This window comes from Algibacter agarivorans (assembly GCF_039543245.1).
Classification (GTDB): Bacteria; Bacteroidota; Bacteroidia; order Flavobacteriales; family Flavobacteriaceae; genus Algibacter_G; species Algibacter_G agarivorans.
The window spans coordinates 63,199-79,325 of record NZ_BAABJJ010000044.1 but is presented as its reverse complement, the minus strand read 5'-3'; the positions used below and the strand labels follow the sequence as shown (position 1 = coordinate 79,325).

At 33.2% G+C, this 16,127-nt stretch carries 8 protein-coding genes; all 8 read left to right on the top strand.

The window, feature by feature from the left end; translation table 11 throughout:
- Window positions 1-46 precede the first annotated feature (46 nt).
- Window positions 47-3,340 carry a VCBS repeat-containing protein gene (locus ABD935_RS15325; protein ID WP_345193533.1) on the top strand — a complete coding sequence of 1,098 codons (3,294 nt, stop codon included), beginning with the start codon at window positions 47-49 and terminating at the stop codon, window positions 3,338-3,340.
- A 9-nt stretch (window positions 3,341-3,349) separates the two neighbouring features.
- The gene (locus ABD935_RS15320; protein WP_345193531.1) at window positions 3,350-6,709 is read left to right on the top strand and encodes a GH36-type glycosyl hydrolase domain-containing protein; all 3,360 of its coding nucleotides are present in this window, start codon (window positions 3,350-3,352) and stop codon (window positions 6,707-6,709) included.
- 17 nt (window positions 6,710-6,726) lie between these two features.
- Window positions 6,727-7,095 carry an alpha-amylase family glycosyl hydrolase gene (locus ABD935_RS16665; RefSeq protein ID WP_425550227.1) on the top strand — a complete coding sequence of 123 codons (369 nt, stop codon included), beginning with the start codon at window positions 6,727-6,729 and terminating at the stop codon, window positions 7,093-7,095.
- Window positions 7,096-7,490: 395 nt separating this feature from the next.
- Window positions 7,491-9,428, top strand: a complete 1,938-nt coding sequence (locus ABD935_RS15310; RefSeq protein WP_345193529.1) for a DUF4091 domain-containing protein — start codon at window positions 7,491-7,493, stop codon at window positions 9,426-9,428.
- A gap of 134 nt (window positions 9,429-9,562) precedes the next feature.
- Complete coding sequence (locus ABD935_RS15305) at window positions 9,563-10,876, top strand: T9SS type A sorting domain-containing protein (RefSeq protein ID WP_345193527.1); 1,314 nt, start codon at window positions 9,563-9,565, stop codon at window positions 10,874-10,876.
- Window positions 10,877-11,015: 139 nt separating this feature from the next.
- Window positions 11,016-12,560, top strand: coding sequence for an arylsulfatase (locus ABD935_RS15300; RefSeq protein WP_345193526.1), 1,545 nt, complete (start codon window positions 11,016-11,018; stop codon window positions 12,558-12,560).
- A 13-nt stretch (window positions 12,561-12,573) separates the two neighbouring features.
- Window positions 12,574-14,049 (top strand): sulfatase-like hydrolase/transferase, encoded by a 1,476-nt coding sequence (locus ABD935_RS15295; protein WP_345193523.1) that lies wholly within the window; start codon window positions 12,574-12,576, stop codon window positions 14,047-14,049.
- A 5-nt stretch (window positions 14,050-14,054) separates the two neighbouring features.
- Complete coding sequence (locus ABD935_RS15290) at window positions 14,055-16,037, top strand: DUF4091 domain-containing protein (protein ID WP_345193521.1); 1,983 nt, start codon at window positions 14,055-14,057, stop codon at window positions 16,035-16,037.
- Window positions 16,038-16,127 lie beyond the last annotated feature (90 nt).

Genomic DNA, 16,127 nt, shown 5'->3' with positions numbered 1-16,127 from the left:
GAAGTCAAATTTCAAGTTTTTATTAGAAATATTAAAGTAATAGGAAATGAGAAATATCAATACGTTTTTAGAAATTCATTTACTTGTGTGCCTTTGTTGTTTAGTAGGGTGCCAGAAACAACGAGACCTTCATCCAAAGGAATTGATTGGAGGTTTTGAACTATTATCGCCTGAAAAAACAAGTATAGACTTTAATAATACCATCCAAGAAACAGCAACCAAAAATCATTTGTATTATAGTCAGATTTATAATGGAGCTGGTGTAGCCATTGGTGATATTAACAATGATGGTTTAGACGATATTTTCTTTTGTGGAAATCAGGTAGCAGATAGGTTATACCTTAACAAGGGCAATTTTCAATTTGAGAACATTACTAAAAGCTCAAAAGTATCGAGAAAAGATGGCTGGTCATGGGGCGTTACTATGGCAGATGTAAATGCAGATGGCTATTTAGATATTTATGTAAGTAGAAATGGTGAGTCCATGAACCCAAACGAACGTCAAAACCAATTATTAATTAATAATGGTGATTTAACGTTTACAGAATCAGCAAATAAATACGGACTGGCAGATTTAGGGTTTTCATCACAAGCAGTATTTTTTGACATGGATAATGATGGTGACTTAGACATGTATCAAGTCAATCAACCACCAGATCCAAGATTATTTAACCGTTACAAAATACCAAAAGAACGTCAGTTATTGCATACCGATAAGCTTTACAGAAACGATAACGGATACTTTAGAGATGTTTCCAAAACCTCTGGTATTTCAGAAACTTTAGCACATGGATTAAGTGTAAGTGCTTCCGATTTTAACAATGATGGATGGACAGACCTATACGTGTCTAATGATTATGATGAACCAGACTTTATGTATTATAATAACGGTAACGGCACATTTAAAATAGTAAGCAACGAAACTTTGAAACACATCTCCTGGTTTAGTATGGGAACTGATGCCGCAGATATTAATAATGATGGCTTGATAGATTTAATGACGCTAGATATGGCGGCCGAAGACCATTATCGTTCAAAAACCAATATGGGTTCCATGAGTACCGAACGATTTAACCAAATGGTATCATGGGGAAAGCATTACCAATACATGGTTAACACACTACAGGTAAACTCAGGGATGGGTACGTTTTATGATGTGGGTGGGTTAACAGGTATTTCAAAAACCGATTGGAGTTGGGCACCATTAGTAGTAGATTTAGATAATGATGGTTGGAAAGATATTATAGTTACTAATGGTATAAAAAAAGACATTCGTAATAATGACTTTTTAAGCAATACAAGAAAAGAGTTGAATTCAGGTTCGAAAGATTTTTTGAGTATGGCAAAAAAAGCCCCTTCAGCACCATTATCTAATTATGTTTTTAAAAACAAGGGACAATTAAAGTTCGAAAAAACATCAAAAGATTGGGGGTTTGACACGCCAAGTTATTCAAGCGGAATTGCCTATGGCGATTTGGACAACGATGGTGATTTAGATATCATCATCAATAATATAGATGCCCCTGCCTTTGTGTATAAAAATAATGCAACAGGGAATTACCTAAAAGTAGCGTTCAAAGGTTCAGAGAAAAATCCATTAGGTATTGGCGCTAAAGTTATTATATACCATAACAATAAAAAACAAATAGCAGAGCATTCATTAACCCGAGGTTATTTTTCATCCGTAGCTCCAGGTGTTTTTTTTGGATTAGGAAAAGATACTCAAGTAGATAGTTTAAAAATTATATGGCAAGGAGGGAAGTTTCAACAATTAAAAAATATTGAAGCTAATACAACAGCAGTCTTAAAATATTCAAAAGCAAAAAATAATTCTGAAAAACAACATAAAAAAGACAGCTATTTTAAAGAAATAAATACCATTGAAACAGGAATTACCTACCAGCATCAAGAAAATGATTTTGATGATTTTGAGCGTGAGATTCTATTACCACACAAACTTTCCCAAAATGGTCCGTTTTCTGCCGTTGCCGATGTAAATAACGATGGCTTAGAAGATGTGTTCTTTGGTGGTGCAATAGGACAAAGCGGGAGTTTATATATACAACAACCAAGCGGTAGTTTTAAAGAAAACAGCTCCCAGCCATGGGGTTTAGATGCAACCTCAGAAGATTTAGGGTGTCTCTTTTTAGATGTAGATACCGATGGCGATAAAGATTTGTATGTAGCTAGTGGAGGAAGCGAATTCAATCAAGGAGATAAACAGTTACAAGACCGTTTATATCTCAATAATGGGCAAGGCGTGTTTACAAAATCACAAAATAAACTGCCAAAAATTTATGAAAGCACCCAATGCGTAAAAGCAGCAGATATTGATAACGATGGCGATTTAGATGTATTTGTAGGCACCCGATTAATAGCAGGTAAGTACCCCTATCCAGCAACAAGCTATATACTAATCAATGACAATGATACCTATAAAAAAGCAGGTGGTAACATAGCTCCCGATTTACAAGATATAGGGATGGTAACCGATGCCACTTTTTCTGATGTAGATACCGATGGTGATTTAGATTTATTACTCGTAGGAGAATGGATGAATATTACTTTTTTAGAAAATGAAAAAGGAATCTTTAAAAACAACTCTAAAAAATGGGGATTGAATGACACGCGAGGTATTTGGTGGTCTATTACAGCAAGTGATTTAGACAATGATGGCGATGATGATTACATCATAGGAAACCTCGGAAATAATAATAAATTTAAAGCAACTAAAGAGCACCCGTTTAAAGTGTATGCCAACGATTTTGATAAGAATGGGACTAACGATGTGGTATTGGCAAAATTCTACAAAGAAGACTATGTACCAGTAAGAGGTCGAGAATGTACCAGTCAACAAATGCATTACGTTTCTGAAAAATTCAAGGATTATCACAGTTTTGCCTCTTCAAAATTAGTAGAAATTCTTCCCGAAGATGAAGTTGAAAAAGCTGTAGTATATGAAATCAGTGACTTCAAAAGCATCGTATTGATTAACGATAATGGTAAGTTTATTAAAAAACCATTACCTGTTGAAGCGCAAACAGCGCCTTTAAAATCAGCTTTGGTGCTTGATATTAATAGTGATGGTAACAAAGACATCATTTCAGTAGGGAATCATTACGGTGCAGAGGTAGAAACGACGCGCTATGACGCAGGTATTGGAACCGTTTTATTAGGCGATGGGAAACATGATTTTACTGCCATATCACCTTTAGAAAGTGGTTTTTATGTGCCGCATGATAGCAGACAAATTAACACTTTAAAAACAAAAGATAAATACGTACTAATGGTTACCAATAACAATAGTACCCCAACTTTTTTCAATAAGAACAATAATTAAAGTATCAAAATGACCCTTAACACAAAATTAAATATCAAAAACACACAAGGCCTTACATTTAATTTTTTAAAAAATGGCTTGGTACAAAATATAGAGTCAAAACCTATCCGAATAAGCCTCAAAAATGCGACGGCATTTTCAAAGTCAGGAGCTAACATCTACCTAAGAAAAAAAACTACCAATGGTTACGACTACAAACCCCTTTTAGGGTCAGAAAGTAACAGTCACTTTTCAATAGTTAACAATATGTTTATTGCCAAAGGCAATTGGGATGGCATTGACTATACCTGTACCTTACAACTCTCGGAAAAAAGTTTAAGTTGGCAATGGGATATCACCATAAAAAACACGACCAAAAGCACTATTATCCTAGATGTAATTTACGTGCAAGATGTAGGTTTAAAAAAAATAACTGATAAGCTCGTTAATGAATATTATGTGAGCCAATATGTGGAACGCCAAATTTTAGAAGACGAAAAATATGGGTCGATTATTTGTTGTCGTCAAAATTTTATGGATACAATAGGAAATCCTTGGTTAATGATAGCTTGTAAAAATTCAGCAATGTCTGCAAGTACAGATGGTATTCAATTGTATGGTAACTCCTATAGAAAAACAGGAACACCGGAAAGCTTATTGAAAGAATCTTTGGCAGGAGAATGCTCAGGAGAATTGTCGATTCTTACCTTACAAGAAAAACCTTTTGGTTTAGAACCTAATGCGCCACACAAAAGTACGTTTGTTGCTGCTTGTATTGCAGACCACCCAAAAGCAACATCTCAAAAAGATTTGGAACTATTACCAATAATTATAAAAGAATTTGATACGGAAGTTCACATCCCTGATACCGAAAAAACCTTTATAACAGAAAACAATCTTTTTAACACTGCACCTTTATTCCCTGTTGATGATTTAACCAATAAGGATTTGTATCATTTCTTTGGAAATAATTTGCGAAATGTAGAAGAAAAAAATGGACAGGTGTTGTCGTTTTTTTACAAAGAAAATAACCATGTTGTTTTACGCACAAAAGAAAGTTTGGTAGACCGCCCACACGGACATATTATGCAAGCCAAAATGGGCATAACCCCAGATGAAGATATGATGTCCACTAGTACTTATATGTACGGTGTTTTTAACTCTCATATCACGCAAGGCAATACCAATTATAACCGTTTCTTGTCCATTTGCTCAAGTCAATTTAATTTAGAACCGCAAACAGGACAGCGCATTTTTGTAGAAGTAGAAGGACAAAAATATCTTTTAGGCGTACCATCAGCCTATGAAATTGGTTTGAACCACTGTCGATGGATTTACAAGCAAGGAGATACTTGTTTTCAGGTACGAAGCTGGACATCTAAATCGACTCCTGAAGTTTATATGGATTTTAAGGTACTAAATGGAGCTCCTGTAAAATTGCTAATTACCAATCATTGTGCTGAAGACAATGGGTGGCATATACCAGATGATAGCTCAGCAGGAACTTATATATTCAGTCCAAGCAAAGAAAGTGTTATCGCTAAAAAATTCCCAGAGGCGCAATTCAAAATACATATCCATAACTCAGATTACAAAGTCTATGGCGATGAAATATTGTATCCTGACCACAAAAGTCAGGGCGACCCTTTTTTCAATATAGAATTAGAAAATACTTCAAACTTTTGCATGAGTTTTATTGGAGAAGTCACTACTACAGTTGAAACAACCAAGATTGAAAACAGTGAAAAACAATACCAATCAGACCTTAAAGATGGACAAGCCTATTGGGAAAATTTATCTTCAAATCTATCTCTGAAAAGCGACAATAAAGACATTGCTGTCATTCAAGAAATTTTACCATGGTATGGCGTAAATGCGATGACACATGTATTAACTCCGCACGGTTTAGAACAATTTGATGGAGCAGCTTGGGGAACAAGAGACACCACCCAAGGACCGTTTGAATTGTTGTTGTGTATGCACAAATTTGAAGAAGCCAAAGAAGTTATGCGCATCATGTTCTCCAAACAAGACCCTGATGGAGGATGGCCACAATGGTTTATGTTTGATAGTTATGCAGATGTACGTCATGACCATGCCCATGGTGATATTCATCATTGGTGTATTATTGCTTTAGGAAACTACATTAAAGCTACAGGGGATGTAGATTTTTTAAACGAAGTATTACCATATTACCATGAGAACGGTCGTAAAGCAGCTGAAAAAACACCACTTTTAGAACACGTTGAGCGATTGATAGATATGTTGGTGGCGTCCTTTATTCCAAATACCGCTTTTGTACCCTTTGGAGGAGGCGATTGGAACGATTCTATGCAACCTGCTAGCAAAACATTGGCAGAACGATTGATTTCCAGTTGGACAGTAGCACTGAATTATCAAGCCTTTTCTATTTTTCAATCTGTTTATGAGTTAATAGGTGACACCGAAAAGAAAGCACGACTACAAAATATATGTACTCAAATAAAAACTGACTTTAACAAACACCTGATAAAAGACAATATCGTAGCTGGACATGGATTATTAGAAGCAGATAATAGTATCAGTCTGTTATTGCATCCAACAGACACTAAAACTAATATTCAGTACCGTTTGTTACCGATGATTCGTGGTATTATCAGTGGTATTTTCACCAAAGAGCAAGCTGAATTTCACCAAAACTTAATTGAGCAACACTTAAAAGCTCCTGATGGTGCACGCTTGATGAACCGACCACCAAAATATAGTGGAGGTATCCAGACTGTTTTTCAGAGAGCAGAAAGCAGCTCTTATTTTGGTCGGGAAGTAGGCATTATGTACATGCACGCACATTTACGTTATGCCGAAACACAAGCCAGAACAGGTAATGCAGGAGCCTTTGTAAAAGCCTTGCGTCAAGCTAACCCCATAGCTTATAACGAAGTCGTTGCCTGTGGAGATGTACGTCAAGCCAATTGTTATTACAGTAGTTCTGATGTAACGTTTAAAAATCGTTATGAAGCTGATAAACGCTATGAAGAATTAAAAGCAGGAAAGATTACATTGAAAGGTGGTTGGCGTATTTATTCAAGTGGACCTGGGATATACATGGGACTAATTGTTTGGCATTTATTGGGACTACGTACCGAATTTGGAAAAACTATTATAGACCCAGTGATTCCAAAATCATTGGATGGATTATCTGCATCTATAGAATACAAAGGATTTCTGTTAACCTTGAATTTTTTAGTAAAAGAAGACGAGTATCATCCAAAAGCAATACGTATCAATGGAAAGGATATAACTTTTTCGTATGAAGACAATCAGTACCGAAAAGGAGGAGCTGTTTTGGATACTGAAAAATTCTTAGGATTATTAAATACAAAAGAAAATAGGATTGAAATTCAACTTTAATAAAGCATAAGAAAAAAATGAAAAATTTAAAAAAACAGTACTTGTTTTTAGTGCTAATTACATACAGTATTATATCTTGTAATTCAAATAAAAGTTTAGAACCAAAACCTTCTAGTTTAAGGAGTTCAACTTCACAGCAAAAAACAGGATCACCTGAATCTATACCTAATTGGCTAACAGAAGCTGTTTTTTACCAAATTTACCCACAGAGCTTTAAAGACTCTGATGGTGATGGTATTGGTGACATCAAAGGCATTATTGAAAAAGTCGATTACATTCAGTCTCTAGGTATTGATGCAGTATGGTTCAACGGATCAAGAACAATTGTTGTGTTTAAGCAAAAATTCGGATCAATCTCAAAAGTTGTGTGTGAATTGAAAATATAGTTCAATCTTTGCTAAAAAAACTAAGCATTTGTTTTTGGAGCTGGTAAAATCATTTTAGCAATCTTTATCATACTTCAGTTTTTAGCATCTTATGGCCCTGGAGAGCAATTTGATGTTATAAAGCAATCGAGCGCTTTGTAGCGGCTATTTTACATAACGGCTAATTATAGTTGTCAAATGGAAACAATGCTATAATTAACATAATTAACATTTGTACTATATTATTTTTATGTACAACTAACTGTAGACTTTCTAAAAACTATTATATACGATAGGTCTTATTAATTTATAAGATATTAAGCACTATTTTTAAAAACACCCCCCTATTTATACAAATACCCGTAAGTTGAAATAAGTTCTTTAAGCCTTTCTTTGGAGAGAATTTAGAATTAATTATGATAATTAAATTGAAAAGAGTTTGTTTTTTATTCTTGCTATTTGCGTTTACTTCATGTTTAAGTAAAAAAGTTGGGTGTATATTAGATGATATACCAGAAATCCCTGAATGGTTGAAAATGAATGTTGATGAAGCTTTTCCTATGGAAGGTTTGAATGTCTGGATTCCAACTAATAATTTTGAGACATCTTCCTTAATTAGGGTTCCTCGTTTCCCAAGGAAATATTCAGATAAAGAAATAAAAGATAATAAAGCTCTAAATGATTTTGTAATTAATCCAATTTCCAATGGAAAAAAGTTAGAGTTGACAGCGGTTTTAAATGAACAAGTTTCTGTGCAAATTGCTTTAGGGGCTAAGCAAAGTATTCATGGTACATATTTAAAAATAGATAATCTATTAAGCGAGGATGGAAAGTTATTTGGAAAAGAGAATATTCAGGTTAGGTATGTTAAGTATTTACCTGTTGTAAAATCAAGAAGTGAATATGTTTGGTCTCCAAAATTAGAAGGAATTATAGGGGAAGGCACATCGGGTAATATGACTCCAAATATAGTAGGAGATCCTTTAATTGAACTTGCTCAAGTTGATATTCCTGAATATCGGGCACAACCAATTTGGATTACTATAAAAGTTCCGAAAGATACAAAACCTGGCATTTACGAGGGATTAATTAATTTAACTACTGATGAATTTGGTAAGTTTTCGTACCCTTTAAAATTAACGGTTCTTAATCAACAAATTCCTGATTCAATAGACTATAAATTTCACTTAGATATGTGGGTTAACCCTAGCGCTATTGCAGAATATTACAAATTAGAACATTGGTCTAAAGAGCATTGGGCTATGATAGAAAAATATTTAAAAGAGTATGCTTCTAGGGGAGGAAAAAATATTACAACAACTATTACACATGAACCTTGGCATAAACCTTGGGTGGGAGGAAATTCTAGATCTCAAATAACTTATGGTTATAGAAGTATGATAAACTGGTCAAAAAATAGCAACAATGAATGGGAGTTTGATTTTTCAGTTTTTGATAAGTATGTTGCGTTAGCATCAAAGGCTGGGATTAATGGGCAAATTAATGCATTTTCTATGACGCCTTTCCATACAGGACAAAAATTACACTATTTTGATGAGTCTGACCAAACTAACAAGGTTTTAATAGTTAACATCAGCGATAAATTATATGAAGAGGTTTGGTCAGCATTCTTAAAGAATTTTAGTAAACATTTAAAAGAAAAGAAAATATTTGATAGAACGTATTTAGCATTTGATGAAAAGCCAGAAGATCAAATGAAGATAATTCGTGAAATTATTGAGAATTCATTACCCGAATTTTTGAAAAAAACGGTTATTTCAGGACATCCAGAGGTAGGAGAAAAGTCTGATAATTTTTCAATTTCTTATATGTTTTTTCCAGGACAACCATTAGAGGGTAATGCAGCAGTACCAGTTTTATCGACAATTGAGGAAAGGGAAAATAGCGGTAAGAATACTACTTTTTATTTATGTGCTGAACCTGCTCATCCAAATACGTTAACTTATTCTCCAGCGATAGAAGGACAACTAATACCTTGGTTAGCCTTAAAATATAAAACTGACGGTTATCTCCGGTGGGCATTCAATAACTGGACGGAGGATCCCTTTAAAAAACCAGTCTTTATACATTCACAAGGGGATGACTATCAGATTTATCCAGGTAAAGAAGGACCTATGTCTTCAATTCGTTGGGAATTATTAAAAGAAGGTATAGAAGATTACGAGCTTTTTAGAATAGTTAAAGAGACTGGAAATGTTTCAGAAGAAACTCTTCAAAAGGCCATTGAGTTAGCAACTAGAAATCAGGATGGTAGATTTAAGAGAGCAGAAGATATGGTTCAAGCTAGAAATCTCATTCTTAACAAACAAAGCATTTTGGATTCCATAAAATAATACTCTAAATCGTTAGAATTACATTTTTAGTTTTAATAAACGAATTTACCCCACTATTATTGAGATAATACCCAACTATATAGTCTTCATGATTAATTAGTTTTGGTATATAACAACTTAAAAATTAATTAATCATGAAGAAAATTACATTTAAAGTATTAATGTTTGCTGTTTTAACTTTCAATTTTAATGCGAATGCACAACACTGTGTTGCAACAGGAGCTGGAGGTTATAATGTTGCAGCTGTAGTTACAACAGGAGGGACAACTAATATTGATTACGCGGGAGCAAACGGAACTGATAATTATTTATCAAGTGCAGAAACTGTTACTGTTTCAGCAGGTGAAACCATTAACATAGCGATTACTAACGAAAATGGATGGTCACGTTCTATAGCTTATATAGACTTTAATGGGGATGATGATTTTGATGATGCAGGAGAAAGATTACCAGCATTTAGTGCAGAAAAATTTTATTCAGGTGATCCAGGAGAAACTTACAATATGGATGTAACTATACCTGGAGTAGCCTCTCTCGGCTCAACTAAATTACGTGTTTTAAGTGGAGATGCATGGGCTTATAATGATGATACTAGTGGGGTAGATCCTGATGGGCCTGGTATACCGTTGTCGCCATGTGGAGTATTCGGAAGTGCTTCATGGAAAGATTTCAATATTGTAATTACTGATCCTTCTTGTACCGTAACAGGAGCTGGAGGTTATAATGTTGCAGCGGTAGTTACAACAGGAGGCTCAACTAATATTGATTACGCAGGTGTTAATGGAACGGATAATTATTTGTCAAGTACAGAAACTGTAACAATTTCAGCAGGGGCCACCTTTAATTTAGCGATTACTAATGGAAATGGATGGTCACGTTCTATAGCTTATATAGATTTTAATGGAGATGATGATTTCGATGATGCAGGAGAAAGATTACCAGCATTTAGTGCAGAAAAGTTTTATTCAGGAGATCCAGGAGAAACTTACGATATGGATGTAGCGGTACCTAGTGGTGCGATAGTTGGGCCTGCAAAAATGCGTATTTTGAGTGGAGATGCATGGGCTTATAATGACGATACTAGTGGGGCAGATCCTGATGGGCCCGGTATACCGTTATCACCATGTGGAGTATTTGGAAGTGCTTCTTGGAAAGATTTTAATGTTCAAATAGAAGCTTCTTTGGGTGTTGATGATTTATCTCAAAATTTACAATTTTCAGCTTATCCAAATCCTTTAAGAGGAAATTCATTAAATTTAAGAATGAATGTGCAAAATGAAAATGTAAATGTTAAATTATATAGTATAACAGGTAAGTTGATTAAACAAGTTAACTATAAATCTTTTAATAAATCTGAAAGTATAGATGTATCAGCTCTATTTAGAGGGGTTTATTTATTAAATGTTAATACAGAAAGCGGTTCTTTAACTAAGAAGATTGTTAAATAATTGGGGTTCTCAAGAATAACTAATTTATAAGATAAGAGAATCCCATATTTTATGGGATTCTTCTATTTATATTAATTTTCAGAAATGAGTAAAAGCTCATTTAGATGTGAATAATTTGGGGTTTCAATACAATTTAGATATGAATGAAGATAAAATATCGGGGTTTTTAGTAGTGTTTTTTGGTTTTTTTTTGCTTTTGTCTTGTTCGAATAAGAATGGCGATAAAGATCAATTACCAAACATCATCTATTTTTTAGCAGACGATTTGGGTTATGGAGACGTTGGGATTTATGGACAAGAAAAAATTCAGACACCAAATATTGATGAATTAGCAAGGAATGGAATGCTATTTACAAATCATTATTCGGGAGCACCTGTTTGCGCACCAGCCCGTTCAGTTTTGTTGACAGGCCAGCATATGGGACATACACCAATTAGAGGTAATGATGAGTGGAGCGAACGAGGAGACGTTTGGAATTATAAAAAAGTTGCTGATAATATAAAATTAGAAGGGCAGAGACCTTTACCAAAGGAAACGGTTACAATTGGAAACCTTTTACAGAAACAAGGATATAAAACAAGTATTTTTGGAAAATGGGGGTTAGGAGCTCCTGAAACTGAAGGCGTTCCTACAAAGCAAGGTTTCAATTATTTTTATGGATACAATTGTCAAAGACAAGCACATAATTTGTACCCATTACACCTTTGGGAAAATGAAAAGAAAGTTTTTTTAGCTAATGACGTGCTCGCTTGGGGAACTAAATTAGACTCTTTAGCTAATCCTAATGATTCAAAAAGTTATAAAAAATATCAACAAAATGAATATGCTCCAGAAATGATACATCAAAAAGCTTTGAAGTTTCTTGAAGAGAATAAGAGTCATCCTTTTTTTATGTATTACACTTCGCCTTTACCGCATGTTCCTTTGCAAGCTCCAATCGAATATGTCGAAAAATATAAAAAAATATTTGGAGAAGAAGTACCTTATATTGGAGATAGGGGTTATTTTCCAAATCAACATCCAAGAGCGACCTATGCAGCAATGATTAGTTATTTAGATGAGCAATTAGGAGATTTGATTTTAAAATTAAAAGATCTAGGGCTCTATGAGAATACACTTATTATTTTTTCTAGTGACAACGGGCCTACATACAACGGAGGGGTAGATCCTGAGTTTTTCAATAGTGCCAAACCTTTTAAAAGTGAATATGGTAGGACAAAAGGATATCTCTATGAAGGAGGTATTAGAGTACCAATGATTGCAAGTTGGCCAAATCATATTCAATCAAAAACTAAAAGCGAACATATTTCTGTTTTTTATGATGTGTTGCCTACTATATGCGATATTGTTGGGATTGATAACCCAAAAGGTATAGATGGAATAAGCTTTAAATCAGAATTATTAAGTGAGAAACAAAAGGAACATGAATTTCTTTATTGGGAATTTTCAAGTTACAATGGACAACAAGCAGTAAGAATGGGTAAATGGAAAGGGATAAGACAAAATATTTTTGATGGCAATATGCATATAGAATTGTACAATTTAGAAATGGATATAAAAGAAGAAAATGACGTTTCAAATCAATATCCAAATGTTGTTCTGAAAATTAGAAATATCATGAAACAGGAGCATAAACCTTCAAAAAATAAAAAATTTATATTCAAGCAATTAGGAGATAATTAATCATTAAGTTTTTATGGATACTAAAACATTAATATATATTGTACTAACTTTCATGTTTCTCTTGTTTTTTTCTTGTTCTAAAAAGATAAATGAAAAAGGCCAATTACCAAATGTAATATTAATTATTGCAGATGATTTGGGGTATGCTGATTTAAGTGTTGCAAATAGTGTTGATGATGTTAAAACACCAAATATAGATAGGATTGCTAATAGTGGAGTCAGATTAACAGAAGCTTATGTGAATTCGCCGATATGTAATCAATCAAGAGCTAGTATTATTACAGGTTGTTATCCACAGCGATTAGGGTCCTATTGGTATTCATCAAAAGGGTTACATGATAGAAAGTTTGTAACAATTCCAGAGTTGTTAAAAAAGAAAGGTTATAATACTGGGTATATAGGAAAGACACATTATGGTGATTTTGATAAAGATACTACTAATAGAAGTTTTCCTCTTAATCATGGTTTTGATTATTTCTTTGGGCATACTTCAGCTCGTAAGCATTATTTGAATCATAAAGAAGAATTTGAAGCTAGTTTCCAGAAAGTGAAAAATAAACATAATAGATCAGGTCAGTCGCTTGAGCAAGGTGCACTTTGGGTAAATAATAAAAAAGTTGATTTTGAAGGCCATTTAACAGAATTAATTGGTGAAGAGTCGAGGTTGTTTATTAAAAAAAATAGAGATGATAAATTTTTCTTGCAAATTGCTTTTAATGCAGCTCATAATTTCACACATCAATTGCCTGAAGATTATTTAATAGAAAACAATTTAAATGGGAGGAGTGATTGGAGTCCAGAGAAAGAGACGTATTATAATTGGTATGTTAAAGGCAGGTATCCAAATAATGATGAAGGACGAGCTCATTATTTAGGTCAAGTGCATCTTATGGATGATGAAATTGGTAAACTATTAGATTTCCTGGAAAGTAATGAGCTTAGAGAAAATACACTTATTATATTTATAAGTGACAATGGAGGGTCTACACCAATTTACGCGAATAATAAGCCTTTAAGAGGTTCAAAATATTTGTTATATGAAGGAGGAATCAAAGTTCAGTTATTAGCTTCATATCCAACAAAATATCCTAAAGATAAAGTTTTCGATAATCTTGTAAGTGCAATGGATATTTTACCTTTAATCTGTAAAGAAACAGAAATCGAAATACCTTCGCATATTGATGGAATTGATATCAGTCCAATTTTAATTGGGAATGACATAAACCTTGAACATGAAATTTTATTTTGGGACACAGGACATGAAATTGCTGTTAGAAAAGGAGATTGGAAATTAAGAAAAGCATTTAATAATCAACATGCTAAAGATGAAATGGTAAATTTAGAAATTGGCGATTTCTTATATAATTTAAAAGAAGATGTTTCAGAAACTCAAAATTTAAAAAGCGCCAATAATACTATTCATGATGAATTGGAAAATGAATTTTTAAAATGGAAATATAAAATTATAAATAAAAAACAATTAAAATAAAAAAAATGAAATTAGTTTATTCCAAATGTTCATTTAAATTATTATTGATAAGTCTACTGATTACTTTTACTGTTGGTTCTCAAGTAATTAATGGCTCTATTGAGTCAAAATTCAAACGTTATCAAAAAGGAGAAAATTTTTCAGGAACACTAACTCAAGTTTGGAGCACGGTGGCTTGGAAAGGTGAACGGATAAATACCCAAATGGTAATATGGAGTAATTCAAAACATAAAAATTTAGAATATAAAATAGAAGCGTTTAAGAATGATAAAAATAAAAATATTGTCTTAGACAAAGCAAACATATCCCTTCGATTTCCAAGTTATGTAAAAGGCGATTTAGCGCCTAGAAGTTGTACAACAGTTGTTGAAGGAGAAAGCTTTGAAGAAGAAAGGCCTTATACAGAAGTGGCTGATGCTTTGTTAGAAAAAACACAAACAGAATTAAACCCAGAAGATTTACTTAAATTATGGTTAACCATTGAATTACCAAGAAATTTGATTTCAGGAATTTATAAAGGAACAATTGTAGTTACCGAAAACAAAAAAGAAGTAAAGACCTTTAAAATTGAAATTCAAGTACTAGATAAGATTTTGCCAAAAGTAAAAGACTGGGAATTTCATCTTGATATATGGCAGTGGCCTTTGCAAGTATTGAAATTTTATAATATTTCAGAAACGCAGAAAATAAAACCTTGGTCAGACGAACACTTCAACTTATTAGCTAGGTTTTACAAACCTCTTTCTAATATGGGGCAAAAAGTAATTTTCACCCAGTTAAATGATGGTAAACCTCCCTTGGTAAAATGGATAAAAGATTCCAACGGAAAATGGAGTTTTAATTTCGATTCTTTTGATGTTTATGTATCACTAATGGAAAAATTAGGGATTACTAAACAAATTAGTTGTCATTCAATTTTGGGAAGTAAAAATAATAAACTCCCTTATTTTAGTAAAAATAGCAATGCAGTACAATATTTAGAATTGGAGAAGTGGAGTGAAGAATACAATGCTGTTTGGTCTGTATTTTTAAAAGCATTTAAACAGCACCTTATTCAAAAAGGATGGTTTGAAAAAACAGCACTTTATCTTGATGAATTAAGACAAGAGGAAATGGATGAAGTCGTTAATTTTATACAGAATCTTGATTCCGATTGGAAATTAGCTCTAGCTTACGGTCACGTCCAAAGCCAAAATAGTATGAATCTTTTATACGATGCTTCAGGGATTTTAGGAGTAGCAAATACTACCGGTAGAAAAGACAAAATCAATACCTTTTATACCAGTTGTACAGAAACAATTCCTAATAATTATACAACCCCTCAAAACAATGTTGCAGAGATGACTTGGATGCCCTGGCATGCTGCGCGCGAAGGATTTAACGGATATCTAAGATGGGCCTATGATTATTGGACTAAAGACGACCCTTTTGACACACGTGATGGAGGATTTACTTCAGGAGATTTTTCAATGATTTACAGATCTTCAAACGGAAAAGGAATGAAGCCTGTAATGGGCATTCGTACAGAAATGTTACGAGAAGGAATACAAGATTTTGAGAAGATAGAAATTTTAGAGAAGGAGTTTATAAAAAATAAAGATAGTGTAAGCTTAACTTTATTAAAGAATATGGTTTCTGAATTTTCTGCTTCTAGTGGTGTACATGCGTTAACTTTAGTCGCAAGAGGACAAGCGTTATTAAAAGATTTGTCTTTAGGTAATTTGAATATTGAGTTAGAAGATAAACCTGAAACTGAAAGATTTAATATTCAATATTATGAAGACTTTCATCAAATTGTTTTAAATATTAAAACTGTATTTACAGAAGTAGAGGTTTTAACGTATTCAGGGAAGCGTATTTTACTCCAAAAATATGATTCCCCTGTCGCTGGAGGAATAATAGATCTATCAAATTTACAGCCTGATTTTTATTTGATTAGGATAAAATCAAAAGATAAGATTTATGTTGAAGTAGTCAAAATTGACTAATATTAAATATAAGAAAACCAACAAAAAAATGAAATTACATTTCTTACTACTTTCATCATTTTCCCTGATACTAGAAAGAATCAATATATA

Coding starts and splice junctions, on each gene's coding strand:
- ABD935_RS15320 (WP_345193531.1), top strand. CDS start 3,350: ATGACCCTTAACACAAAATTAAATATCAAAAACACACAAGGCCTTACA.
- ABD935_RS15305 (WP_345193527.1), top strand. CDS start 9,563: ATGAAGAAAATTACATTTAAAGTATTAATGTTTGCTGTTTTAACTTTC.
- ABD935_RS16665 (WP_425550227.1), top strand. CDS start 6,727: ATGAAAAATTTAAAAAAACAGTACTTGTTTTTAGTGCTAATTACATAC.
- ABD935_RS15325 (WP_345193533.1), top strand. CDS start 47: ATGAGAAATATCAATACGTTTTTAGAAATTCATTTACTTGTGTGCCTT.
- ABD935_RS15290 (WP_345193521.1), top strand. CDS start 14,055: ATGAAATTAGTTTATTCCAAATGTTCATTTAAATTATTATTGATAAGT.
- ABD935_RS15300 (WP_345193526.1), top strand. CDS start 11,016: ATGAATGAAGATAAAATATCGGGGTTTTTAGTAGTGTTTTTTGGTTTT.
- ABD935_RS15295 (WP_345193523.1), top strand. CDS start 12,574: ATGGATACTAAAACATTAATATATATTGTACTAACTTTCATGTTTCTC.
- ABD935_RS15310 (WP_345193529.1), top strand. CDS start 7,491: ATGATAATTAAATTGAAAAGAGTTTGTTTTTTATTCTTGCTATTTGCG.